Source organism: Actinoplanes sp. CA-142083 (genome assembly GCF_050942195.1).
Classification (GTDB): domain Bacteria; phylum Actinomycetota; class Actinomycetes; order Mycobacteriales; family Micromonosporaceae; genus Actinoplanes.
Map to the genome: position 1 here is coordinate 6846756 of NZ_CP192076.1, position 21925 is coordinate 6868680.

The window sequence follows — 21925 nt, forward strand, 5'->3', positions numbered from 1 at the left end:
CCTCAGCGGAGGCGGCTGTCGATCCAGTCGATGAACTCGGTGTCGTCGGCGTAGCGGTCGACCTCGGCGGCGTCCCGGCGTGCCGGCTCGGCGTCGCCGGCGTCGGCGGCCAGGACCGCCCGCACGGCCAGGCGGTTGCAGGAGCCGGGGATCGGGGCCTCGTCGCGCAGCAGGGAGAGCAGCTCGGCGCGGTCGAGCAGCGGCAGGTAGTCGGGCAGCGCCGAGCGGACGGCGGCCAGCGCGGCCGCGCCGACGCGGTCGGCGTCCTCCGGGCCGGCGGCGAAGGCGTCCTCGTACCACCGGGGATTCTCGGGGCTGCGGAGCCGGTCGTGCACCGCGCCCTCGGTGGCGATCGCCTTGCCGGCGTCGACGGGGCCGTCGGCGCCGCGCAGCCAGGCCAGCCACGGCTGGGAAAGCACCGCGATGTTGAGGAAGAAGCGGGAGCCCGAGGTGGTCTGCACCTCGAGGAGCAGGGCGTCGCCGTTGCCGGCCGCCTTGCGGAAACAGCGGCCCTTGCGGACGAAGCCCTCGGCCTCCAGCACGGGGGCGAGGTGTCCGCGGACGATCTGGTCGATGACGGCGCGCGCGCTGGGCACGGGCGAACGCTACCCCGGGCCGGCGCCGGCCTGGTCGATGCGGGCGATCGGGGTGCCCTGGCGGGCCTCGGCCTCCTCCTCGACCAGCAGGTGCACCACGCCGGCCGCCGGGGCCGGGACGTCCGTCGAGACCCGCTGGGCCCGTCCCCGGCACGGGCCCGCGCGACGGCCCGGCCGGCGGCCTCGTAGACCGCCTCGACGGCGTTGTCCTCGATGCGCTCGCCGGGCATGTCGTAGGCGGCGGCGCGGGACGCGTTGGACGACACCGAGGTCGACTGTGCCCGCGGCACCGAGATGCCCCGGTCGTTGTCCTCGACCACGAACACCACCGGCAGCTTCCACAGTGCCGCCAGGTTCAGCGACTCGTGGAAGGCGCCCTGGTTGGCCGCGCCCTCCCCGGTGACCGCGACGGCGACGCGGTCGGTGCCGCGGCGCTGGAAGGCGAAGGCCCGCCCGAGCGCCGGCGGGTAGCCCTCGGCGATGATGCCGGAGCAGGGGAAATGCGTCGCGGGGTCGAACAGGTGCATGTGGCCGCCGCGGCCGCGGCCCAGGCCGGTCTCCCGGCCGAAGATCTCGGCGGCCATCCGGCGCGGGCCGACGCCGTGGGCGAGCGCGAAATGGTGCGGACGGTGCCCGGGAGAATGCAAGAGCGCTCCGGGGACTCGATTTGTTACTGCCGCGGCCCCCTTGAGCGGTTAATATTCCTCACAATCGAAATGTCCAGCATTGCGTTGATCCCTCGGAATCGGACTCCTACCCTTTGTGCCGATCAACGGGGGAGGGCGATCGATGTCGATCAGCGTGCGCATTCTGGGGCCGGTGGAGCTCTGGGCCGACGGCGCCGAGGTCAGCCTGGGGCCGGCCAAGCGCCGGGCGCTGCTGGCGGCCCTGGCCATCGAGCGCAACCGGCCGGTGCCGCTGGGCCGCCTCACCACGCTGCTCTGGTCGGACGCCGCACCGGCCTCGGCGGTGGCGAACATCCGCAACCACGTCGTCATGCTGCGCCGGGTGCTACGGTCGCGGATCGTTTCCCGTAACAGCGCCTACCAGCTCGTCCTCAACGCCGACGAGCTCGACCTGACGGAGTTCGAGACGCTGGCCGAGAGCGGGCGGCGGTCGGTCCGGGCCGGCGATCCGGCGCGCGCCGAGCCCGACCTGGCCGCGTCGCTGCGGCTGTGGCGCGGGCCGGCCGGGGACGGCGTCACCCGGGGCACCGAGCTCGAGCAGCGCCTGCAGGGGCTCGACCAGCATCGGCTGCAGGTGGTGGAGGACCTGGCCGAGGTACGGCTGGTGCTCGGTCACGCCGGCGATCTCGTCCCGCTGCTGCGCGAGCATCTCGCCGGGCACCCGCTGCGCGAGCGGGCCTGGGCGCAGCTGATGCTGGCGCTGTACCGGGCCGGTGATCTGGGCGCCGCGCTCGCCGCCTACCGCGAGGCGCACGAGCTCTTGCGCCGGCAGCTCGGCGTGGACCCGGGCGCCGAGCTGATCGCCCTGCACCAGGCCATGCTGGAACGGTCGCCGCGCCTGGACGCGTGACGGCGCCGGCTCAGGCGGGTGACTCCGCGATGCGGTCGAGCCACTCGACCAGCAGCTGACGCTCAGAGGGGCTAAGCATCTCCAACTGCGGCGCGAGCGCCCGGAGGGCGACGGCCGGCGCCCGGGGGCCGCTCGGGCCCTCGGCCGGGGCATCGGTCAGGATGCGGCTCAGGACGGCGTCCATCATGGCCTCGCCGAGGGCGGGATCCCGCAGCGCCGCCGGCGTGGCCAGCAGCGTCTGGACCGTTCCGACGCCGGCCGCCTGGATGAGGTCGACCGCGTGCGGCTCGGTGACCCGGAGCAGCCCGGCCGCCGCCAGCCGATGCACGCGCTTCTCGAGAATCTGCCTGCCCAGGCGGGCGGCCGGCGAGCCGAGCACCCGTTCCGGATCGCTCAGCAGACGGAACACGGCCGGGTTGGCGAGACCGAACTCGATCTGCTTGCGCCAGCTCGTGCGCAGATCGTCGAGCGGGTCGGCGTCGGCCGCCGTGGCCGCCGCGACGACCGCGGCCTTGTCCGAGACGAAGCCGGCCATGACATGCTCGGCCACCGCTTCGAGCAGGCCGTCCTTGTCGCCGAACAGGCGATAGATGGTGGGGGCCTGCACCCCGGCCCGGTCGGCGACGCCGCGGGTCGTGACCGCCTGAGGCCCGCCTTCGCGCAACAGCCCGGCGGCGGACTCGACGATCGCGGCCCGCGTGTCCGCGCGATTCTTGACCGCGTCGCTCATGTAACAACGATAACACCCAGTTGCTATCGGTGATTACCGCCGCTACGGTCGAGATGTTTCCGTCGATAACACGAAGGGCTTACCGATGATAATCGTGACCGGAGCGACCGGCGCCCTCAACGGCGCCAGCGTCGACCACCTCCTCGAACGGCTGCCCGCGGGCGACATCGCGGTCGCCGTGCGCGACATCGCGAAGGCCGAGCGGTTCGCGCAGCGCGGCGTCGAGGTCCGGCACGGCGACTACGCCGACCCCGACTCCCTGCCGGCGGCGTTCGCCGGCGCCGACCAGCTGCTGCTCGTCTCCTCCAACGACCCGGCCGCCGACGCGATCGGCCTGCACCGCACGGCCATCGACGCCGCGGTCACCGCCGGCGTGAAGCGGATCCTGTACACGAGCCACCAGGCCGCCGCGGCCGACAACCCGTTCCGCCCCGGGCGGAACCACTTCGCCACCGAGCAACTCCTCGCCGCCTCGGGGATCGCCTGGACCTCGTTGCGCAACGGGTTCTACGCCCACAGCATCCAGTGGCTCGCCGGCCCCTGGCGCGAGACCGGCGTGATCGCCGTACCCGGTGACGGGCCGGTGTCGTGGACGGCTCGCGAGGACGCCGCCGAGGCGGCCGCAGTGATTCTCGGCTCCCCCGGCGGGTACGACGGCCCGGTGACGATCACCGCGCCCGCGGCACCCACCTTCGCCGAGCTGGCCGAGATCGCTTCCGAGCTGTCCGGGCGAACCATCCGTTACCAGCGGATGGAGGAGCGGGACTGGGTCGCCGCCCAAGCGGCCGCCGGACAGCCGGAGCACATGACGCGCTTCCTGCTGGGCTTCTACCAGGCCGCGGAGCGTGGCTTCTTCGCCGGCGTCGACCCGCTGCTGGGCCAGCTCCTCGGCCGTCAGCCACGCGGCGCCCGCGACGCCCTCAGGTGATCAGCGCGGTCGCGGGCGCCCTCAGGTAGTCAGCGCGGTCGCCGGCGTGAAGGCGGCCGCGAAGTCCCGGGCGAAACTGGTGATGTCGCGCGCCGGGCGGCCGGTGATCTCCCGGACGTCGTCGGTGGCGCGGTCGAAGCCACCGGCGCGGATGACGCCGAAGACGCCGGCCAGGTGCGCGGCGAGCCAGTCGGGCAGGCCGGCGCCTTCGAACCGCGGCCGGGCCTGTTCCTCGGTGAGGTCGGCGTAGCGCACCGGCGCTCCCGTTGCGACCTCCAGCGCCGCCGCCACCTGGGCGAACGTGATCGGCGCGGGGCCGGTGAGATCGTACGTGCGGCCGGCGTGGCCGTCCTCGAGCAGGGTGACGGCGGCGGCCGCGGCGACGTCGCGGATGTCGATCATCGCGACGGGGCGGCCCGCGGTGGGGGCGTACAGCGTGCCGGTGTGCGCAACGCCCTCGGCGACCATCAGGAGGTTGGTCATGAAGAACGCGGGCCGCAGGATCACCGCCGGCAACCCCGACCGGCGCAGGCCGGCCTCGATCTCGCCGTGCCAGCGATAGGCGGGCAGCGCCGAAGCCGGATCGGCGTGCATGGCGGAGAGCTTCACGAGCCGCTCGACGCCCCGTTCGGCGGCGGCGCCGATCACCGCGGTCTCGTGGGCGACCTTGCGGGGGCCGTCGGCGGCGCAGAGATACACCCGGTCCACGCCGTCGAGGGCGCGCCGCAGCGACCCGGGGTCGTCGAAGTCGCCGGCGGCGAGCTCGGCGTCGCCGAGCCGGGCCGCGGCGGCCTCGGGGTTTCGGACGAAGGCACGGACGGTGGCGCCGCGGGCCTGCAGCTCGCGGACGACGTGGACGCCGACGGCGCCCGTGGCGCCGGTGACGAGGATGCGGGTCATGAGGTTGCCTCTCGATCGGGGGCCGATGGGATGTCGTGGCCCGAGCAGAAGAAGTTGGCCGGATCCCAGGCGCGTTTGACCTCGGTCAGGCGGGCGTAGTTCGCCGCCGTGAACGCGGTGCGCGTCCGGGTGGGGTCGGTGAGCAGGTTGAGGAACGAGCCGCCGGTCGCGTGCGGGCGCAGCCGCGCGACGAGCTTGTCGAGGGTCGTGTCGACGAAGGTGTGGTCGGGCGTGAGGTAGGCGCCGACGGCCATGACGGAGAACGACACGTCGCGGTGCCCGGCGGGGCCGGCGTCCGGGCCGGGCCGGGCCATCGCGCCGCCCCAGTGCCGCAGCTCGACGAAGGCGAGCGGGGAGTCGGCGGCGCCCGCCTCGACGATCGCGTCCAGCACGTCGTCCGGCAGGTCGCGGAACAGCTCGACCTCCTGGCGGTTGGGCATCGGCGGCGCGTCCGGGCCGTTGGTGGCCTCGGAGGCATCCGGAAAGGAGCGCATCCCGTACGCGTCGAGCAGCGGCGGCCCGGCCGCGGCCAGCAATGGAGCCAGGACGTGGGGACCGTCGTCGCCGCCGTGGAACGCCCGGATGGCGAGGACCCGCTTGCCGCGCAGCTTCTCCGGGTAGAGCGGTGACGGCGGAACGCGGATGAGCAGGACCGCCGTGTTCATCGCCTCGGGCTCGCGGGCGGCCCAGTCCCGATAGGCGGAGAGCACATCGAACGCGCGCTCGAGCGGGAACAGCGACATGCCGCCGTACACCCGGGCCACCGGGTAGAGCCGGAACTCCAGCGACGTGACGACGCCGAAGGTCCCGCCGCCGCCGCGCAGCGCCCAGAACAGGTCCGGATGCTGTCGCGCGGTCGCGGTCACCTCGCGCCCATCGGCCGTGACGAGCTCGGCGCGGACAACGCTGTCGGCGGCGAAGCCGTAGGTCCGCGACAGCCAGGACTGGCCGCCGCCGAGCATGTAGCCGGTGACGCCGACCGTGCCGCAGCGGCCGGCGAGACCGGCCAGGCCGTGCCGGGCGGCGGCGCGGTTCACGTCCGCCCACACCGCGCCCGGGCCGACCCGGGCGATCCGGCGCGACGGGTCGATCTCGACGCCGGTCAGCGCGGTCGTCTTGAGCAGCAGGGCACCGTCGGCGGGCGTCACGGCGCCGTGGCCGGTCGCCTGCACCGCGAGGGGCAGATCGTGCTCCCGGGCCGCGCGCACCGCGACCGGGATGTCGGCGGTCGTGGCCGCCGCGACCACGAACGCCGGGTGGGACTCGAAGGTACGGTTCCAGCCGAGCAGGTGCTCGGCGTAGCCCGGCTCGCCGGGCCGCAACAGGGTGGGCATGCCCCCGAAGCTAAGAGCCGCACGCTGCGCTGTGGATGTGGTTCCGCTGTGGTCCTAGATTGAGCGGTGTGGTCGTACGGGTGCTCGGGACGGCGGGGGTCCATCCCCCGGCCGGCCCCGCGCCGCGGCTCGAGCGCAAGGCCCGCGAGCTGCTGAGCATCCTGACCGTCCGGGCGCCGGCCGCCGTCACCCTGGACGAGCTGGGCCGGCTGCTCTGGGACGATCCGCCGCCCTCGGCGGTCAAGACCGTGCGCGCCCACCTCTCCCGGGTGCGCGCGGCGCTGCGGGCCGCCGAGCCCGGCGCGGCCCTCGAGCGGGCCGGCCGCGACGGGTACCGCCTCGCGCTCGCGCCGGAGCGAACCGACATCGGCCTCGTCGCCGCCGCTCGCGCCCGGGCCCGCCGCCTGCCTCCCGACGAGGCCGCGGCCGTGCTGGCCGAGGCGCGCGAGCTGTGGCGTGCCGACCCTGAGCTGCCGGAGACCGTGGCGGCCGAGGCGCTGCGGCAGGGCTGGCACCGCGAGCGGCGGCTGCTCGTGCAGGAGCATCTCGGGCGCCTCGTGGCCGGCAGCGATCCCGGTTCGGCCCTGGCGGAGCTGGCGCAACTGACCGCCGCGGATCCGCTCGACGAGCCGCTGTGGGTGCTCTACGTGCGCGCCCTGCACCGGGCCGGACGGCAGACCGAGGCGCTGCGGGCCGCGGCCGCCGCCCGGGCCGCGCTGGTCGAGGTCGGGCTCGACCCGTCCGCCGCGCTGCACGAGGCGCAGGCCGAGGTGCTGCGCCGCCCGCCGCCGGCGGCGGTCCCGTCGGTGACCGTCCGCTACGCCGTCGACCGCGACGGCTCGACCGCCTACACCCGGCTGTCCGAGCGGGGACGCCCGCTGGTCGTGCTCAATCCCGCGATGATCACCATCGACGGCCTGCTCGACGGCCGGCACGCCCGCTCGGCGCTGACCGCCCTCGCCGCGCACACCTCGGTGGTGTGCCTCGACCGGCGCGGCATCGGCCTGTCCGACCCCCTCGACCCGGGCCGGGCGCCGCTCGACCAGTGGGTCACGGATGTGGGCCGGGTCCTCGACGGCCTGGCCCTCGACCAGGCCGACCTGTTCGCCAACTTCGACACCGGGCTGGTCGCGCTCGAGTTCGCCGCGCGCCACCCCGAGCGGGTGCGCTCGCTGGTGCTGGCCCAGTGCTACCCGCGGTACACGCGCGGCCGCGACTACCCGTACGGGCTGGATCCGGGCACGACCGAGACCCTGATCCGCGACACCGTCTCGCCGGCCGACCCGGAACACGGCGTGGACTCCGTCGCCCAGGCAGCTCCCAGCGTCGCCGGCGACGAGGAGTTCCGGCAGTGGTGGAACCGCCTCGGGCGGCGCGCCGCGGGCCCGGCGGTCGCGCTCGCGATCCGTACCGTCGCCACCGGCACCGACCTGCGCGATCGCCTGCCCGCCGTCACCGCGCCGACCCTGGTGCTGCACCGCCGGAACTGCCTCAACGTGGACGTGGGGCACGCCTCCTACCTGGCCGGCCACCTGCCGGACGCCATCCTGCGGACGACGCCCGGCACCGACGCGCTGTGGTTCACGGACTCGGCCGAGCTGCTACAGCACGCCGTCGGCTTCCTGCAATAGCTCGAAGGTCAGAGTGACGTCCGGTGGATCCGCCCGTCGACGCCGCGCAGCACGACCACCGCCGACCCGTTGGGGCCGGGCTCAGCGCCGACCGGCCCCTCGATCTCGCCGGTGGCGAACTCGCCGCGCTGGAACCATCCACCCCAGGCGCCGTCGACGAAGTTGCGCTGCCACAGCCGGTTGTCGGCGGCGACCGCGAACATATAAACCCGCCCGGAAGTGCCCAGCAGCGTCGGGCTTCCGCTCAGCGTGCCGCCGAGGTTCTGCCACGCCGACCACGAGCCGCCCGAGTAGACCCGTTCCCAGATCTCGTCGGTGCGGTACCGCACGGTCACGTGGACCGCGCCGGACCCGTCGACCGCCGCGCTGGGCCGCCCCAGCACGCCGCGCCCGTCGGGGCCGCCGATGCCGGTCCAGCGGCCGTCGGCTCCGCGCGCCTGGATCAGGCCGTCGGCGCCGCGGGCGAAGACCCACCCGCCGGCCGCGGCCGGCTCGGAGGCGACCTTGCCGCCGAGATCCGACCAGGCGCCCCAGCGCCCACCGGCGAAGACGCGCTGCCAAACCCGGTTGTCGGTGCCGCGGGCGTAGACGTCGATCCGGCCGTTCTCCGGTGAGTAAGCCGCCGGCTGGCCGACAATGCGCCGTCCCAGGCTGCGCCACGCGCCGTCCACGTACTCCCGCAGCATCCCGTCGTTGCCGCGGGCGAAGACCCGCCCGCCGGCGGCCGCCGGGGCGTCCGAGGCCGGGCCGAGATCCGTGCCGGTCACGTCGTCGGCGCCGGTGAGGCCGAGCATCGCCACGCCGTGCGCCGGAACCGTGGTGGTGTAGGAGCCGGTGAAGGCGCCCGCGTCGGCGCGGGCCCACAGATCCCGGACGCGCACCGGCCCGCCGAGGGCCACGCTGTCGAACGCGACCGTGATCTGCTGGGCCGTGTCGCCGCGGTTCAGCAGGGCCACGGCGCGCCGCCCGTACCCGTCGAGGGTCTTGCTCCACACCTGGGTCGTCGCCGACGGGTCGGCGACCTTCACGCCCGGCCGGACCAGCGGATCCTGGTCCACCGCAACGATTTCCGGGTTGCGCAGCGCTGCGATCATCGACGCCGCCAGCGTGCGCGGGTCCGATCCGAGCACGAGCGGCGCCGCCATCATCGCCCACATGCCCAACTGGGTCCTCGATTCCTCGAAGGTCAGCTCGGTGCCGCCGCCGGGCAGCGGGCGCATCGGCAGCAGGTAGTCGGGGTCGCTGAAGTGCCCCGGTTGGGTGGCGGCCGGGTGGTACGCGTTGACGTCCATGTTGCGCAGCACCCACAGCCACTGCCACTGCGGCTGGGTGTCGAGCACGCCCACGTCGGTGTAGCTGCGCCACGACGTGGCGACCTCGGGCGCGTACGTGTAGCTCCAGGTGGACAGCGCCTCCGGCGGGTAGGGACCGCCGCCCCAGTCGCTGGAGACGGGGTTGCAGATGTTCAGCAGCATCGGCCGCGGCGACCGGTCGACCTCGGCCGCGAGCTGCCGGTAGATGGTCTCCGGGTCGAGCCCGGAGACCCGGCCGCACAGCCAGTCGGCCTTCAGCGCGTCGAAGCCCCACCGGGCGAACTGCCGCACGTCGTCCCGGAAATGCCCATAGCTGCCGAGCCCGCAGTTGCCCTCGAGGTAGGGCCCCGCGTCGGTGTAGATGCCGGCCTGGAACCCGCGCGCGTGCAGGTACCCGGTGAGCGACGCCATGCCGGAGGGGAACCGGGCCGGGTCGGCGACCAGTTCGCCGCGCGCGTTGCGGGGCTTGGGCGCGGCCCAGTTCCCGTCGATCCAGATGATCCGGTAGCCGGCGTCGCGCAACCCGTTGCGGGCCATGGTGTCGGCGATCGCCTTGACCTCGGCCTCGGTCGGGTCGCCGCCGAGCCCGTAGTAGGTGTTCCAGCCCATGTAGGGGGTGTTCTTCGAGCTCGCGGCGGATGCCTGGGCGGGCACGGCGAGCAGGGAGAGGGGAAGGAGGAGCAGAGCAGCGGTACGGAGGAAGCGCACAGTCACCTCTCTTGAAGGAGCCTGCTGATCTGTTCGCGCTGGGCCGGGTCGGCCAGCGCCGCGCCTAGCGCGACCACACGCGCGCCGGCGGAGAGAAAGGCGGGCGCGTCGGCCACGGTGAGCCCGCCGGTGGCGACGAACCGCGCGTCGGGGAACGGGCCGAGCAGCCCGGAAATCCACTTCGGACCGAGCGCCGCGGCCGGGAACGCCTTGAGCCACCGGCAACCGGCCAGCCACGCCCGCTGCACCTCGGTCGCGGTGCCCACGCCCGGCAGGTGCGGCAGGCCCGCGGCCAGGCTGCCGGCCAGCACGCCGAGGTCCAAGCCGGGCGCCACGGTGTACTGCGCGCCCGCGTCGGCCGCCGCCCGCACCTGTTCCGGGGTGATGACCGTGCCGGCGCCGACCCGCAGGCCGCGGTCGCGACCGGCGTCCACGGCGGCTCGCAGCGAGGGGATCTGGTCGGGCTTGCCGATCGGGATCTCCAGCACGGTGACGCCGGCGTCCCACAGCCGCCCGGCCACGGAAACGGTCTCGGACGGCGGCAACCCGCGCAGGATCGCCATCACCGCCGTGCCGCCGAAGATGTCGTCGAAAGTCATGCCGCGCTCACCCTCAATCGCCATTCACAGACACCGGACGCCGGCACCACCGCCGCGTCGCCCGGACCGGCCTCCGCGAGGTCGAAGACGCGGCCCAGCATCGGCTCGACCCCGATGCTGCGGTAGGGATTCCCGGCGGGCCAGCCGCGCAGGTTGCGCCACAGGGCGACCGAGACCGGCTGGCCGGGCGCGTCGAGGACGAAGGTCAGCCGCTCGCCGTCGGCCACGGTGACCGCCGGGCAGTCGACGAGGATGGCGCCGACCGCCGTGCCGTCGTCCGGCCCGAGCCTGGCAAGCGGCGACGGCCATTCGACGACAGCCCCGCCGTCGACCCGCGCCGAACAGCCGGCCGGCGCCTCCAGCACGGCCGACGGCGTGAGATCGAGCAACGCGTGTGCGGCCCAGACGAACCGGTAACCCGGCTCGGCCTCGAGGCGGTAGGTCGCGGTGTCGCCGGCCCACGTGCGCGACAGCCGGAAGTCGCCGCAGTCCACACCGGCCTCGGTCCACGGGCGGGACCAGGCGGCGCCGTGGTCGGGAACTCCGCGAACCGTGGGGATGCACTCCTCCAGCCCGCCCGCGTCCACGAACGGGTCGTCCGGGCGTACACCAAGGCGCTCGGAAACGGGCCGGTGCCAGAGCCACTCCCGCCCGGCGCCGCGCAGCGAGGTCCACCGGCCGCCGTGGGCGAGGTCGAAGGCGACGGTCACCATTCCGCGAACGACCCGTCGTCGTGCCGCCAGACCGGGTTGCGCCAGGCGTGCCCGGCGGCCTGCCGCACGGCCTTCTCGTCGATCGTGATGCCCAGCCCCGGCGCGTCGGTGCGGGCGATGTGCCCGTCCACGATCCGCAGCGGCGCCGGATCGGCCAGGTAGTCGAGCAGGTCGGCCCCGCCCCGGTGGTAGTGGATGCCCATGCTCTGCTCCTGAATCAGGAAGTTGGGCGTGGCGAACGCGACCTGCAGGCTGGCCGCCAGCGCGATCGGCCCGAGCGGGCAGTGCGGCGCGAACAGGGCGCCGTAGGTCTCGGCGAGCGCGGCGATCCGGCGCACCTCGGAGATGCCGCCCGCGTGCGAGAGGTCGGGCTGCACCACCGCCACCCCGGCCTTCAGGGCGGGCAGGAAGCCGGCCCGGTCGTAGAGGCGCTCCCCGGTCGCGACCGGGACGGGCGCGCTGCGCACCACCTCGCCGAGCAGGTGGGTCTGCTCGGGCACCAGCGGCTCCTCGACGAGCAGGGGGCGCAGCGGCGCGACGGCCGGCAGGATCATCCGGGCGGCCGGGAGGCTGGCCCGGCCGTGCAGGTCGATCGCCACGTCGCGATGGTCGCCGAGCGCGGCCCGGGCGGCGCCCACCCGCTCGACGATCGCGTCGACCTCGGCCGGGGTGGGCACCGGCGAGAGCCGGCCGCTGGCGTTCATCTTCACCGCGGTCATGCCCGCCTCGACGTGGGCGGTGACCCCATCGGCGATCTCGGACGGGTCGTCGCCGCCGACCCAGGCGTAGACCCGGGCCCGGTCGCGCAGCGGGCCGCCGAGCAGCGCGTGCACCGGCGCCCCGTACGCCTTCCCGGCGATGTCCCACAACGCCTGGTCGATGCCGGCGACGGCGCTGGAGAGGATCGGGCCGCCACGGTAGAAGCCGCCCTTGGTCAGCACCTGCCAGTGGTGCTCGATGCGCAGCGGGTCCTCGCCGATCAGGTACTCGGCGAGCACGCCGACCGCGGCCCGCACCACCTCGGCGCGGCCCTCGACCACCGGCTCGCCCCAGCCGACCAGTCCCTCGTCCGTCTCCACGCGGCAGAAGAGCCAGCGCGGCGGGACGAGGAAGGTCTCAATTCTGGCGATCTTCATGCCGCGTCCCTTCCAGCCGGGCCACGTCCTCGATGGCCTGGTCGAGCAGCTTGCCCATGGCCCGGGCGGCCTGGGTCGGGTTGCGCCGGCGGATCGCCTCGACCACGGCCTTGTGGCTGGGCACCGGATCGGTGGGGCCGGCCGCGCCGTGCACCATGCGGTCGCGTTCGGCCAGGCCGGTCTCGATCACCACCTCCATGCGCTGGACCAGCTCGTTGTGGGTGGCGGCGAGCAACGCGCGATGGAACGCGAGGTCGGCGGCGACCGCGGCGGCCGCGTCGTCGCCGGCCGCGGCCATGTCGGCCAGCGCCGCGTCGAGCGTCTCGAGGTCCTCGTCGGTCGCGCGGGCGGCGGCGAGGCTGGCCGCGCCGGGCTCGACGATCGCGCGCAGCTCGTGCAGGTCGTCGAAGAGGCCGGGCCGGTGCGAGCGGGCGAACTGCCAGCGCAGCACGTCCGGGTCGAGCAGGCTCCAGGCCGAGCGGGGGCGCACGAAGGTGCCGCGCTTGGGCCGGGCGTCGACCATGCCCTTGGCGGCGAGCACCCGCAGCGCCTCGCGCAGGACGGTGAGGCTGACGTCGAACTCGGTCTGCAGCGCGACCAGGTCGAGGGTGTCCCCCTCCAGGAGCTGGCCGGTGAGGATCCGCTGGGCGAGCACCTCCACCGTCTGACCGTGCACGCCACGCGCCGCGAACTGCTGCATCCCGCTCTCTCTTCTCTGTCGGTGGCTCATGCGGACGACTTCACGGCCGTCCAGCCGCCGTCGACCACCAGGCTCGCGCCGGTCACGAAGGCGGCCTCGGGCGAGGCCAGGAACGCCACCGCGGCGGCCACCTCGCCGGGGGTGCCGAAGCGGCCGGCCACGGTCTCGGCGATGCTGCGGGCGCGGTCCTCTTCGGACACGCGATCCCACGCGGCCGTCAGGATCGGGCCGGGCAGGACGGTGTTCACCCGCAGCGCCGGACCGTACTCGACGGCGAGCTGCCGGGCCAGGGCCACCAGGCCACCCTTCGCCGCCGCATAGGCCGGATGCCCGGGCAGCCCGACCAGCGCGTGCACCGACGACACCACGACCACGCTGCCGTCGTTCTTCACAAGATCGGGCAACAGCTCTCGTACGCCGAGGAAGGTGCCGGTCAGGTTGACGGCGATCTGCCGTTCCCACGAGGCCGGCGTCATCTCGCCGGCCGGGGTGACATCCACCGTGTACGCGTTGCTCACCAGCACGCCGACCGGGCCGAATTTCTCACGCGCCGTAGCCGCGATCGTGGCCCAGTCCTCCTCGCGCGAGACGTCCGCGACCACCACCTCGGCGCGGCCGGACGCGGCGATCCGGGCGGCCACATCGGATGCCGGGCGCACGTCGGCGAGCACCACCGCGGCGCCCTCGGAGGCCAGCCGCACGGCGGTGGCCGCCCCGATCCCCGACGCGGCCCCGGTCACCACAGCGGTCCGACCTGCGAAGCGACCCGTCACTCCCCCGCCCTTCGTCGCAACTCTTCATTAATTACGAAGATATGTTGACAGGCCATCAACGGTGATGCAACCTCTTGGAAACACGAAACAGGAGGCTCAGCATGACTACCGCTCCACTCAGTCGCCGCGGGTTCCTCGCCGGGCTCGGCGGTCTCGGTGTGGCCGGGCTCCTCGGCGCGTGTGCTACGGGGAGTGACGACACCTCCGGCACCGCCTCCTCCACCCTGACCCTGCAGTCGTCGCTCTCCGACGCCGACCCCAAGGCCGCCCTCACCAAGGTGGTCGAGGGCTATACCAAGAACAAAGTCACCCTCAACACGATCGCGATCGAGACCTTCCGCGCGCAGCTGCCGACGTACCTGAACTCGGGCAACCCGCCGGACGTGCTGACCTGGTACGCGGGCTCGGTCGCCCGCGACTACGCGAGCAAGGGCTTCCTGCTCGACGTCTCCGACCTGTGGAGCGGCAGCGGCCCGTGCGCCGGCTTCTCCCCCGCGCTCAAGGAGCTGTCCACCGCGGAGGGCAAGCAGATCTTCGTGCCGACCAACTACTACTGGTGGGCCGTCTTCTACCGGAAGTCCGCCTTCCAGGAGTGGGGCGTGCAGCCCCCGACGACCTGGGACGAGTTCATCGCCCTCTGCAAGACCATCAAGGGCAAGGGCGTCGCGCCGCTGACCATGGGCACCGGCTCGACCCCGTGGATGGCGTCCGGCTGGTTCGACTACCTCGACCTGCGCATCAACGGCGCCGACTTCCACCGCGAGCTGCTCGCCGGCAAGCACTCCTTCGACGGCCCCGAGGTCAAGGCCGTCATGGACCACTACCGGCAGCTGGTCGAGTACATCGACCCCAAGGGCCGGTCCTACTCCTGGCAGGACGCGGTCACCCCGCTCGCCTCCAAGAAGGCCGGCATGTACCTGGTCGGCGCGTTCCTCACCACCGCGATGCCCGCGGACGCCGTGGACGACCTCGACTTCTTCCGGGTGCCGATCATCGACCAGAGCGTGCCGCTGGCCGAGGAGGCGCCGACCGACGGCTACTTCGCCAGCGCCAAGTCGCGCAACGCGTCCGGCGCCAAGGACCTGCTGGCCTACCTGGCCTCGGCGCCGGCTCAGCAGCAGTTCATCCAGCTGTCGAAGTCGTCCAACCTGCCGACCTCGCAGCAGGTGGACACCAGCACGTTCTCGCCGCTGGTGCAGAAGGGCATCAAGCTGCTCAACGACAGCAAGGCGATCACCCAGTTCTTCAACCGGGACTCCAGCGACGAGCTGCAGACGACCGCCGACACGGCGCTGACCAAGTTCCTCGACAAGCCCGGGGACGTCAACAAGATCCTGGCCGAGTGGCAGGCGAGCGCGAAGAAGGTATTCGGGCAGTGACCACGATCGCGGCGCCGGCGCGCCGGAGAAGAGTACCCGCCGTTGTCTGGCTGTTCCTCCTGATCCCGGCCCTGGTCGAGATCGGCATGGTGTTCTGGCCCGCGATCAACAGCTTCTACCTGTCGTTCACGAAGTGGAACGGGCTGGGCGCGGCCCAGCCCGTCGGCCTCGACAACTTCCGCGAGCTGACCACCGACGACGTCTTCCTCGGCGCGCTGAAGAACAACGTCATCTGGGCGATCGGCTTCGGCGGGCTGTCGGTGCTCGGCGGCCTGGCGCTCGCGCTGGCCCTGAACAAGCCCCGGCGCGGCGTCGGGCTCTACCGCAGCGCGATCTACCTGCCGATGGTGTTCTCGCTCGCGGTCACCGGGCTCTTCTGGCGGGTGCAGTACCAACCCGACGGCACCATCAACACGCTGCTCGGCGCGATCGGGCTGGACAGCCTGGAGAAGCAGTGGCTGGCCGACCCGGACACCGCGCTCTACGCCGTGCTGATCGCGGCGGTGTGGCGGCAGGTCGGCTACGTGATGGTGCTGTACCTGGCCGGCCTCAAGGGCACCGACCCGACGCTGGACGACGCCTCGGCGGTGGACGGCGCGGGCGCGTGGCAGCGCTTCCGGTACGTCACGTGGCCGCAGCTGCGCGGCGTCAACACCGTGGTCTTCGCGGTCACGGTCATCGACTCGCTGCGCACCTTCGACATCGTCTGGGCGATGACCCAGGGCGGCCCGTACCACTCGTCGGAGCTGCTCAGCACGTACATGTTCCAGCAGGGCTTCACGTTCCTGAACCTCGGTTACGCCTCCGCGATCGCCGTGGTCATCTTCGCGCTGGCCCTGATCTTCATCATCACCTACCTGGTCCGGACCACCAAGGAGGAGGTGTCGTGACCGCGGCGACCCTGACCCGCGCGCCCGGCGAAACCACCCCGGAGCCCGTGGTGAAAAGAAAGCGCCGCTGGGTCTTCCACGCGGTGATGGCGCCGCTGACCCTGCTCTGGGTGGCGCCGATGGTCTTCGTGATCGTGCTGGCGTTCCGCTCCTTCGACGACATCGCGCAGAACGGCACCGCGGCCTGGCCGAGCTCGTTCACCTTCGACGGCTTCAAGACCGCGATGGGCGCCGGGTCGATGGGCCGGGCGTTGTGGATCAGCATCCAGGTGACGGTCCCGGCCGTGCTGCTCAGCCTCCTGCTGGCCTCCTGGGCGGCGTACGCGTTGAGCCGCTATGCGATCCCCGGACGGCGCGCGATCCTTCTCACCATGCTGGCCGGCAACTTGTTGCCGCCGCAGATCCTGCTGATCCCGGTGTCGCGGGTGATGGAGTCGCTGGGCATCTACGACACCCTGGTCGCGCTCGTCGCCATCCACGTCGGTTTCGGGCTCGGCTTCTACACCTTTGTGCTGCACGGTTTCATGCGCTCGATCCCGGCCGAGCTGACCGAGGCGGCCCGCATCGACGGCGCCGGCCCGGTGCAGATCTACGCGCGCATCATCATGCCGCTGTGCCGCCCGTCGCTGGCCGCGCTCGGCGCGCTCGCCACCACCTGGATCTTCAACGACCTGATCTGGGCGATCACCGTGCTGCGCACCGAGGCGAAGCTGCCGGTCACCGCCGCGCTGCTCAACCTGCAGGGCGGCTACGTCAGCAACTGGAACGTGGTGGCCGCCGCGTCGGTCGTCGCCGCGATACCCACCGCCATCGTGTTCTTCGCGTTCCAGCGCCACTTCGTCTCCGGCCTCCTGATGGGATCCACCAAATGAAGCCGATGACCATCACCCTCTGGGACTTCACCTGGTTCACGCGCACCGGTTCGGGACAGCCTTTCCAGGACCTGGATGACGCCTTCCGGCAGGCGGTGGGTCGCGGCTATGACACCGTACGCGTCTGCGCGATGCCCTTCCTGCTGTTCCGATCCGGCCTGGACACCTCGGCGCTGCGCTTCTCCGGGCTCGGCGGCGCATACGGGCAGCGCACCCGCTGGTACGACGTCCCCGCCGATCAGCCGCCGCTGGACGGCCGCGCCTGGCTGCTCGATCTGTTCCGCGCCGCCGACCGGCACGGCTGCCGGGTCATCGTGTCGAGCTGGGAGTACCAGCAGAGCCCGTCCTTCTCGGTCGACGACGCCTGGCACCGCGCGCTGCAGGCTGTTCCGCCGGCCGACCGCACGGTCGCCCTAGCCGACGCGCACGCCGACCTGATCGACCTCCTCAAGGCCGAAGGCCTCCAGCACACCGTCGCGTTCGTCGAGCTGCACAACGAAGTGCAGTACAGCGGGCTGCACCACGGCGAGGGCATCGTCGGCCTGCAGCCCTCGATGGAGCGTGGCATCGCCCGTTTCAAGGAGCGCCATCCGTCCACGCCGGTGACCGTCAACTACGCACGCGTGCCGGTCGGTGAGTTGCGCGGCATGCCGCGCAACGCGGACGTCGCGGTTTTCCATCCGTACGTGTACGGCGTGCTCGACCAGCTGGTGACCGAGTTCGCGCTGCGCGACCCGGCCCGCCCGTACCCCCAGGAGCGGGCGTACGCCGAGCTGCTGCGCGACGACGCTCCCCCGCTCGGCGAGTGGTTCCCGCCGGCGAGCTGGAAGACCGACGCCACCGTGGTGCCGCACCGCGAGATCTACACCCACGACTGGTGCGACCCGGCCAAGTGGGATCGATGGCTCTACGACCGCTACGGCGAGCACCGCCGGGCCATGCGGCAGACCCTCGACACCTGGCTCGACGTGGCCGCCGATTTCGCGGCCGGGCGCGGGATCCCGCTGGTGTTCGGGGAGGGCTGGGTCGGCTACACCCCGCTGCACGCGAGTTTCGAGGAAGGCCCGGTCGGCGCCGAGATCTGCGAGCACGCCGTCCGCCGGTCGCGGGAGCTCGGCGCCTGGGGCACGCTCGTCTGCTCCAACGCCGCCCCGCACCATCCGATGTGGAGTGACGTGGCGCTGCAACGCCGGCTGAACGACGAGTTCCGGGGGAACCGCTGAGCATGTGGACCATCACCGGCGCGAGCACCGAGTACACCATCGGCGACGACCTCACGCTGCATTCCTGGGGTCCGCACGGCGTCTCGGACGGCCCCTCGCCCTACGCCTTCTCCGGCAAGGTGCAGTACATGCTTCCCGGCGACGTCGCGGCGGTGGAGTACGCGCCCGACGGCGAACGCCCCTTTCTCGGCGCCGATCTGGCCGTCGCCGGCGAGGTGCTGACGCTCTCCCTCGGTGAGGTGGCCGTCGACGACGGATTGCGCGCGGACCTGCACGACGAGCGCACCGGCCTCTCGCTGACGCTGCGCTGGCGGTTCGCGCCCGGGACCGACGTCGTGGAGCGCTGGGCCGTCGTGCGCAACGGCGGCAAGGCGCCGATCGCGCTCACCCGGCTCGGATCGGCCGGTTTCTCGGTGCCGACGCCGTCGGGCGCGACGCTGCACTATCTCTGGGGCCAGTGGGCGCAGGAATTCACCCCCGCATCCGTACGGCTGACGCGCGGGCGCTTCGAGATCGGCAGCGCCCAAGGGGTCACCGGCCACCAGTTCTCGCCCTACTTGGCGGTGGAGAACGGCGATGCCGCGTACGGGATCCAGCTGGCCTGGACCGGATCCTGGCAGATCGTGGCCGACGCCGACGTGGCCGGCCTGACCCGGATCCGAGCGGGCCGACAGCTCACCGACTCGCCGGTAACTCTCTCTCCCGGCGAGTCGGTGACCACCCCCATCGCCGCCGGGGTCTACAGCGCCGATGGGCTCGACGGACTGGCCCGGCAATGGCACGCCTACGAGCGGCACCTCGCCGGCGACCGGCTCGGGCGCACTCGGAAGGTCCTCTACAACTCCTGGGAGGCCACCGCCTTCGACGTCACCGCGGAGGGACAGCTCGCGCTCGCCGACGTCGCCGCCTCGCTCGGCGTGGAGACGTTCGTGGTGGACGACGGCTGGTTCGTGGGGCGGCCCGACGACCACAGCGGGCTCGGCGACTGGACACCCGATCCGGCGAAGTTCCCGGCCGGCTTCGGCGCCTTCGTCGACGCGGTGCGGGCCAAGGGTTTGGACTTCGGACTATGGGTCGAGCCGGAGATGGTGAATCCGAAGTCGGCCCTCTACGCCGCGCACCCCGACTGGGTCTACGAGACGGCGGGCCGGCCGCGCACCACGATCCGCAACCAGTACCTGCTCAACCTCGGGTGTGAGGATGTGTACGAGTTCGTCCGCGACACGTTGGACGGCTTGCTCACGACGTACGAGATCACGTATTTGAAGTGGGATTTCAACCGCCCGCGCACCGAGGCGGACCGGGCCGTCGACGACCTCGACGGCGCCCACGTGCGCAACCTCTACCGGATCCTCGACCACCTGCGAGACGCTCACCCCCAGGTGACCGTCGAAGCCTGCGCGGCCGGTGGCGCCCGCGTCGACCTGGCCATCGCGGCCCGCGCCGACGTGGTCTGGCCCAGCGACAACACCGCGCCGCTCGACCGGTTGCGCATCCAGGACGGCTTCCTGTCGGCGCACGCGCCGCACCTGATGAGCTCGTGGGTGACCGATTCCGAGGGCATGTTCGACGAGCGGCAGCGGTCGCTCGACTTCCGGTTCGTGCTCGCGAGCGCCGGCGTGCTGGGCATCGGCGCCGACATCACCCGCTGGTCCCCTGCGGAACGGGCCTCGGCGACGGCATGGGTGGAGCGCTACAAGGCCGTCCGCGACGTCATCCACCACGGGGTCGTGCATCGCATTGGCGATCCCTCCCAGAGGCGCTGCGCCGTGCAGTACACAATGGACTCGCGGATCGTCGTGCTGGCCTGGAACTCCGGCAGGCTCGATGGGCTCGGTCGGGTGCCGGCGCGGGACATCCGGCTGCCGCTGCGCGGGCTGGATCCCGCGGGCCGTTACCGCCACGGCTCGGTCGTCTACTCGGGCAGCCATCTCATGGCGGTGGGCCTCCCGGTGCGGTGGACGCCGGCGCACGACGCCGAGCTCATCGAGCTCTACTCCATGTAGCAGGTGAGGGAACGGTCGGCGTTGTCCACCATGTGGCGGTTGTTGGGGGCCAGCTTCGGCTCGACGGTGCCGTCGGCCACCTGCTGCTGGATGGTGTTCGACTGGTCGAGCACCCACTGCAGGTCGGAGGCGAACTTGGTGGTGGGGATGCAGGAGAACTTCTGGTACTTACCGACGGGGTCGTACTGGAGCTCGGCGATGGCCAGGTCGCCGGGCTTGGTACGGGAGTCGGAGAGGGCCACGGTCGGCTTGCCGTCGTCCTTCCAGTCCTCGATCGAGACCTTGCGGCCCAGGTCGGGTGATTGATAGCTGCCGGTCATGGTGCGCTCGTAGCCGGCCTGGGTCAGTTGCGCCGCCAGGTCACCGGCGGTCGTGGGCGCGGCTCTTTCCGGGGGCGCGGCGGGCATCTCCACCTTCTTGCCGTAGATGGTGGAGACCGCCTGGCCGGCGAAGGTCATGAACGCGGGCCGCATGTCGGCGGGCACGTCGAGGCCCGCCGAGTGGTCGCCCTCGTCGGACAGCCAGACGACGAGGTAGGTCGAGCCGAGGTCGATGATGAACGTGCCGGTCTCGGTCTGTCCGGTGCTCAGCTTGTCGACGCAGCGCCGATCGCCGCCGCCCGACTCGGCCAGCTCGCAGCGCTGGGCCGACGATGCCTGGTCGTAAAGCTGCTGGAAGGTGGCGGCGCCGGGTTTGCCGTTGTCGATGACGCTGACCGAGACCCGCTGTCCGCCGGAGGCTGTCCACACGGCGGCGCCGAGGGTGGCGAGCGACTCGTCCGGGGCGCAGGCGCGGTGGTTCGCCGCCGGGCCGCCCAGCACCGCAGCCGGGTCGAGCTTCTCGATGGCGGGGCAGACGTCGGCCGGCGCGCTCCCCGCGGCACTGCTCGAAACGTCGTCGCCGCAGGCGGTCAGCGCCAAGGCGGTGAACGCGAGCATGGCGGCGGCCGAGGTGCGCGAAGGCGTCATGCCGGGACCATGCCAGCCCCTCCGGTCGACCCGAATCGCACGTTCCGCCGCAATGGTCAGACCGATGGGCGGTGTCTCTTCCTCGGACATCCCGTACCAGTGAATGACGCCCGGATCGCGCAGTGGGGCGCGATCCGGGCCGGTGGTCAGCTCGTCGCCTGCTTCACCAGGGCGGTGATCCGGGCCTCGACGTCGGGGTTCAGCTCGGCGATCGCGTAGTACGCCGCCCACATGGCGCCGTCGTCGAGGTTCGCGGCGTCGCTGAAGCCGAACATGCCGTAGCGGGCCTTGAACTTCGAGGCGGGCTGGAAGAAGCAGATCATCTTGCCGTTGAGGTAGTACGCCGGCATCCCGTACCAAAGCTTGGGCATGAGGTCGCCGGAGGCGGCCTTGACCACCTCATGCACGCGCGCGGCGATCACCCGGTCGGCCTCCGGCATGGTTTCGATCTTCGCGAGCAGCTCGCCTTCGGTGTCGGCGCTCTTGCCGGCCTTGAGCTCCTTGGCGCGGTTCTTCATGGCGTCGCGCTCGGCCTCGCTGAACTTGGTCATGACATTCCCTTCGATTGGCGCGTCGCCGAGCTGAGCCGGTCGATCGCGGTGGCAAGAACGGCGGAGAGCAGGAGGGCGGCCAGTTCCTTCTGGTCGAAATGCTTGGCGGCCTGGTCCCAGATCCGGTCCGGGACAGGGTCGGCCTCGTCGACCGGGTGCGTGACCGCTTCGGCCAGCGCCCGGGCCGCGGCTTCCCCGCCCTCGGTGTTTACCGGCTTCAGCAGGGCGTCCAGTGCTTCCCGTGCCCCGGGGACGAGATCCACCGGGTGGGGCATCCGTACGGTCCGCATCGCTTTCTCCCTCCTGTTTCCGACGATCTCCATCCGACCACCCGCCGCGGTGTCCCCGCGCCGGCCGTGGGACACCGTGGGACACTCGCAACGGATCTGACCTGCACGAATGCCGCCTTGATCCGGTGCCGTGGGCCGGGACGGTAGGT

The 21925-nt window shown here is 72.5% G+C and carries 21 protein-coding genes and 1 pseudogene; 8 read left to right on the forward strand and 14 right to left on the reverse strand.

Annotation, left to right across the window (positions count from 1 at the left end):
* Positions 1 to 2: 2 nt before the first annotated feature.
* Together ACQPZX_RS31515 and ACQPZX_RS31520 are read right to left on the reverse strand one after the other, a co-directional pair.
* Positions 3 to 596, reverse strand: coding sequence for a DUF4304 domain-containing protein (locus ACQPZX_RS31515; RefSeq protein ID WP_433363108.1), 594 nt, complete (start codon positions 594 to 596; stop codon positions 3 to 5).
* Positions 597 to 790: 194 nt separating this feature from the next.
* Positions 791 to 1180 (reverse strand): annotated as a pseudogene (locus ACQPZX_RS31520) (thiamine pyrophosphate-dependent enzyme); the annotation flags it as partial.
* Between the two features lie 205 nt (positions 1181 to 1385).
* Here ACQPZX_RS31520 and ACQPZX_RS31525 point away from each other — a divergent pair.
* Positions 1386 to 2132, forward strand: coding sequence for an AfsR/SARP family transcriptional regulator (locus tag ACQPZX_RS31525; RefSeq protein ID WP_433363111.1), 747 nt, complete (start codon positions 1386 to 1388; stop codon positions 2130 to 2132).
* 10 nt (positions 2133 to 2142) lie between these two features.
* On the opposite strand, the gene ACQPZX_RS31530 is transcribed toward ACQPZX_RS31525, so the two are convergent.
* Entirely contained in the window at positions 2143 to 2862 is a 720-nt protein-coding gene (locus ACQPZX_RS31530; protein WP_433363114.1) for a TetR/AcrR family transcriptional regulator, read from the reverse strand.
* Positions 2863 to 2947: 85 nt separating this feature from the next.
* Here ACQPZX_RS31530 and ACQPZX_RS31535 point away from each other — a divergent pair, with 85 nt between their 5' ends.
* Positions 2948 to 3790: an NmrA family NAD(P)-binding protein gene (locus ACQPZX_RS31535; protein ID WP_433363117.1), complete on the forward strand. Its 843-nt coding sequence runs from the start codon at positions 2948 to 2950 to the stop codon at positions 3788 to 3790.
* A 21-nt stretch (positions 3791 to 3811) separates the two neighbouring features.
* Here the strand turns inward: ACQPZX_RS31535 and ACQPZX_RS31540 are convergent, their stop codons facing one another.
* Together ACQPZX_RS31540 and ACQPZX_RS31545 are read right to left on the reverse strand one after the other, a co-directional pair.
* Positions 3812 to 4690: an SDR family oxidoreductase gene (locus tag ACQPZX_RS31540; protein WP_433363120.1), complete on the reverse strand. Its 879-nt coding sequence runs from the start codon at positions 4688 to 4690 to the stop codon at positions 3812 to 3814.
* Positions 4687 to 6024: an FAD-binding oxidoreductase gene (locus ACQPZX_RS31545; RefSeq protein WP_433363123.1), complete on the reverse strand. Its 1338-nt coding sequence runs from the start codon at positions 6022 to 6024 to the stop codon at positions 4687 to 4689. The genes ACQPZX_RS31540 and ACQPZX_RS31545 overlap by 4 nt, the downstream gene beginning before the upstream one ends.
* A gap of 68 nt (positions 6025 to 6092) precedes the next feature.
* Between ACQPZX_RS31545 and ACQPZX_RS31550 the strand changes: the two genes are divergently transcribed.
* Positions 6093 to 7655 (forward strand): BTAD domain-containing putative transcriptional regulator, encoded by a 1563-nt coding sequence (locus ACQPZX_RS31550; RefSeq protein WP_433363126.1) that lies wholly within the window; start codon positions 6093 to 6095, stop codon positions 7653 to 7655.
* An 8-nt stretch (positions 7656 to 7663) separates the two neighbouring features.
* Here ACQPZX_RS31550 and ACQPZX_RS31555 read toward each other — a convergent pair whose 3' ends face one another.
* Genes ACQPZX_RS31555 through ACQPZX_RS31580 form a run of 6 tightly spaced genes read right to left on the reverse strand, consistent with a single transcriptional unit; the run spans position 7664 to position 13567 of the window.
* Complete coding sequence (locus ACQPZX_RS31555) at positions 7664 to 9676, reverse strand: glycoside hydrolase family 27 protein (RefSeq protein ID WP_433363128.1); 2013 nt, start codon at positions 9674 to 9676, stop codon at positions 7664 to 7666.
* 2 nt (positions 9677 to 9678) lie between these two features.
* Entirely contained in the window at positions 9679 to 10275 is a 597-nt protein-coding gene (locus ACQPZX_RS31560) for a bifunctional 4-hydroxy-2-oxoglutarate aldolase/2-dehydro-3-deoxy-phosphogluconate aldolase (protein WP_433363131.1), read from the reverse strand.
* On the reverse strand, positions 10272 to 10988 hold the full coding sequence (locus tag ACQPZX_RS31565; protein WP_433363134.1) for a hypothetical protein: 717 nt from the start codon (positions 10986 to 10988) through the stop codon (positions 10272 to 10274). The genes ACQPZX_RS31560 and ACQPZX_RS31565 overlap by 4 nt, the downstream gene beginning before the upstream one ends.
* Complete coding sequence (gene dgoD / locus ACQPZX_RS31570) at positions 10982 to 12124, reverse strand: galactonate dehydratase (RefSeq protein WP_433363137.1); 1143 nt, start codon at positions 12122 to 12124, stop codon at positions 10982 to 10984. The genes ACQPZX_RS31565 and dgoD overlap by 7 nt, the downstream gene beginning before the upstream one ends.
* On the reverse strand, positions 12105 to 12824 hold the full coding sequence (locus ACQPZX_RS31575; protein WP_433363140.1) for a FadR/GntR family transcriptional regulator: 720 nt from the start codon (positions 12822 to 12824) through the stop codon (positions 12105 to 12107). The genes dgoD and ACQPZX_RS31575 overlap by 20 nt, the downstream gene beginning before the upstream one ends.
* 26 nt (positions 12825 to 12850) lie before the next feature.
* Entirely contained in the window at positions 12851 to 13567 is a 717-nt protein-coding gene (locus tag ACQPZX_RS31580; RefSeq protein WP_433363142.1) for an SDR family NAD(P)-dependent oxidoreductase, read from the reverse strand.
* A gap of 131 nt (positions 13568 to 13698) precedes the next feature.
* Here ACQPZX_RS31580 and ACQPZX_RS31585 point away from each other — a divergent pair, with 131 nt between their 5' ends.
* Genes ACQPZX_RS31585 through ACQPZX_RS31605 form a run of 5 tightly spaced genes read left to right on the forward strand, consistent with a single transcriptional unit; the run spans position 13699 to position 19967 of the window.
* Positions 13699 to 14976, forward strand: coding sequence for an ABC transporter substrate-binding protein (locus ACQPZX_RS31585; RefSeq protein ID WP_433363144.1), 1278 nt, complete (start codon positions 13699 to 13701; stop codon positions 14974 to 14976).
* Entirely contained in the window at positions 14973 to 15866 is an 894-nt protein-coding gene (locus tag ACQPZX_RS31590; protein ID WP_433363147.1) for a carbohydrate ABC transporter permease, read from the forward strand. Before ACQPZX_RS31585 ends, ACQPZX_RS31590 begins: the two co-directional genes overlap by 4 nt.
* Entirely contained in the window at positions 15863 to 16738 is an 876-nt protein-coding gene (locus tag ACQPZX_RS31595; protein WP_433363150.1) for a carbohydrate ABC transporter permease, read from the forward strand. The genes ACQPZX_RS31590 and ACQPZX_RS31595 overlap by 4 nt, the downstream gene beginning before the upstream one ends.
* A gap of 5 nt (positions 16739 to 16743) precedes the next feature.
* Positions 16744 to 17961 (forward strand): cellulase-like family protein, encoded by a 1218-nt coding sequence (locus tag ACQPZX_RS31600; RefSeq protein WP_433363153.1) that lies wholly within the window; start codon positions 16744 to 16746, stop codon positions 17959 to 17961.
* A gap of 2 nt (positions 17962 to 17963) precedes the next feature.
* Positions 17964 to 19967: an alpha-galactosidase gene (locus ACQPZX_RS31605; protein ID WP_433363156.1), complete on the forward strand. Its 2004-nt coding sequence runs from the start codon at positions 17964 to 17966 to the stop codon at positions 19965 to 19967.
* Here ACQPZX_RS31605 and ACQPZX_RS31610 read toward each other — a convergent pair.
* From ACQPZX_RS31610 to ACQPZX_RS31620, 3 genes are all read right to left on the reverse strand, one after another.
* Positions 19955 to 20935, reverse strand: coding sequence for a hypothetical protein (locus tag ACQPZX_RS31610; protein WP_433363159.1), 981 nt, complete (start codon positions 20933 to 20935; stop codon positions 19955 to 19957). The two genes, ACQPZX_RS31605 and ACQPZX_RS31610, sit on opposite strands and share 13 nt — an antisense overlap.
* Positions 20936 to 21081: 146 nt before the next feature.
* Entirely contained in the window at positions 21082 to 21486 is a 405-nt protein-coding gene (locus ACQPZX_RS31615) for an iron chaperone (RefSeq protein ID WP_433363162.1), read from the reverse strand.
* Positions 21483 to 21809 (reverse strand): hypothetical protein, encoded by a 327-nt coding sequence (locus ACQPZX_RS31620; protein ID WP_433363165.1) that lies wholly within the window; start codon positions 21807 to 21809, stop codon positions 21483 to 21485. Before ACQPZX_RS31620 ends, ACQPZX_RS31615 begins: the two co-directional genes overlap by 4 nt.
* Positions 21810 to 21925: the final 116 nt, after the last annotated feature.

Bases quoted from the DNA above. Each gene is read 5' to 3' on its own strand.
- ACQPZX_RS31620 (WP_433363165.1), bottom strand. From the start codon at position 21,809: ATGGAGATCGTCGGAAACAGGAGGGAGAAAGCGATGCGGACCGTACGG.
- ACQPZX_RS31535 (WP_433363117.1), top strand. From the start codon at position 2,948: ATGATAATCGTGACCGGAGCGACCGGCGCCCTCAACGGCGCCAGCGTC.
- dgoD (WP_433363137.1), bottom strand. From the start codon at position 12,124: ATGAAGATCGCCAGAATTGAGACCTTCCTCGTCCCGCCGCGCTGGCTC.
- ACQPZX_RS31615 (WP_433363162.1), bottom strand. From the start codon at position 21,486: ATGACCAAGTTCAGCGAGGCCGAGCGCGACGCCATGAAGAACCGCGCC.
- ACQPZX_RS31565 (WP_433363134.1), bottom strand. From the start codon at position 10,988: ATGGTGACCGTCGCCTTCGACCTCGCCCACGGCGGCCGGTGGACCTCG.
- ACQPZX_RS31530 (WP_433363114.1), bottom strand. From the start codon at position 2,862: ATGAGCGACGCGGTCAAGAATCGCGCGGACACGCGGGCCGCGATCGTC.
- ACQPZX_RS31545 (WP_433363123.1), bottom strand. From the start codon at position 6,024: ATGCCCACCCTGTTGCGGCCCGGCGAGCCGGGCTACGCCGAGCACCTG.
- ACQPZX_RS31600 (WP_433363153.1), top strand. From the start codon at position 16,744: ATGACCATCACCCTCTGGGACTTCACCTGGTTCACGCGCACCGGTTCG.
- ACQPZX_RS31575 (WP_433363140.1), bottom strand. From the start codon at position 12,824: ATGCAGCAGTTCGCGGCGCGTGGCGTGCACGGTCAGACGGTGGAGGTG.
- ACQPZX_RS31540 (WP_433363120.1), bottom strand. From the start codon at position 4,690: ATGACCCGCATCCTCGTCACCGGCGCCACGGGCGCCGTCGGCGTCCAC.
- ACQPZX_RS31605 (WP_433363156.1), top strand. From the start codon at position 17,964: ATGTGGACCATCACCGGCGCGAGCACCGAGTACACCATCGGCGACGAC.
- ACQPZX_RS31610 (WP_433363159.1), bottom strand. From the start codon at position 20,935: ATGACGCCTTCGCGCACCTCGGCCGCCGCCATGCTCGCGTTCACCGCC.
- ACQPZX_RS31525 (WP_433363111.1), top strand. From the start codon at position 1,386: ATGTCGATCAGCGTGCGCATTCTGGGGCCGGTGGAGCTCTGGGCCGAC.
- ACQPZX_RS31585 (WP_433363144.1), top strand. From the start codon at position 13,699: ATGACTACCGCTCCACTCAGTCGCCGCGGGTTCCTCGCCGGGCTCGGC.
- ACQPZX_RS31560 (WP_433363131.1), bottom strand. From the start codon at position 10,275: ATGACTTTCGACGACATCTTCGGCGGCACGGCGGTGATGGCGATCCTG.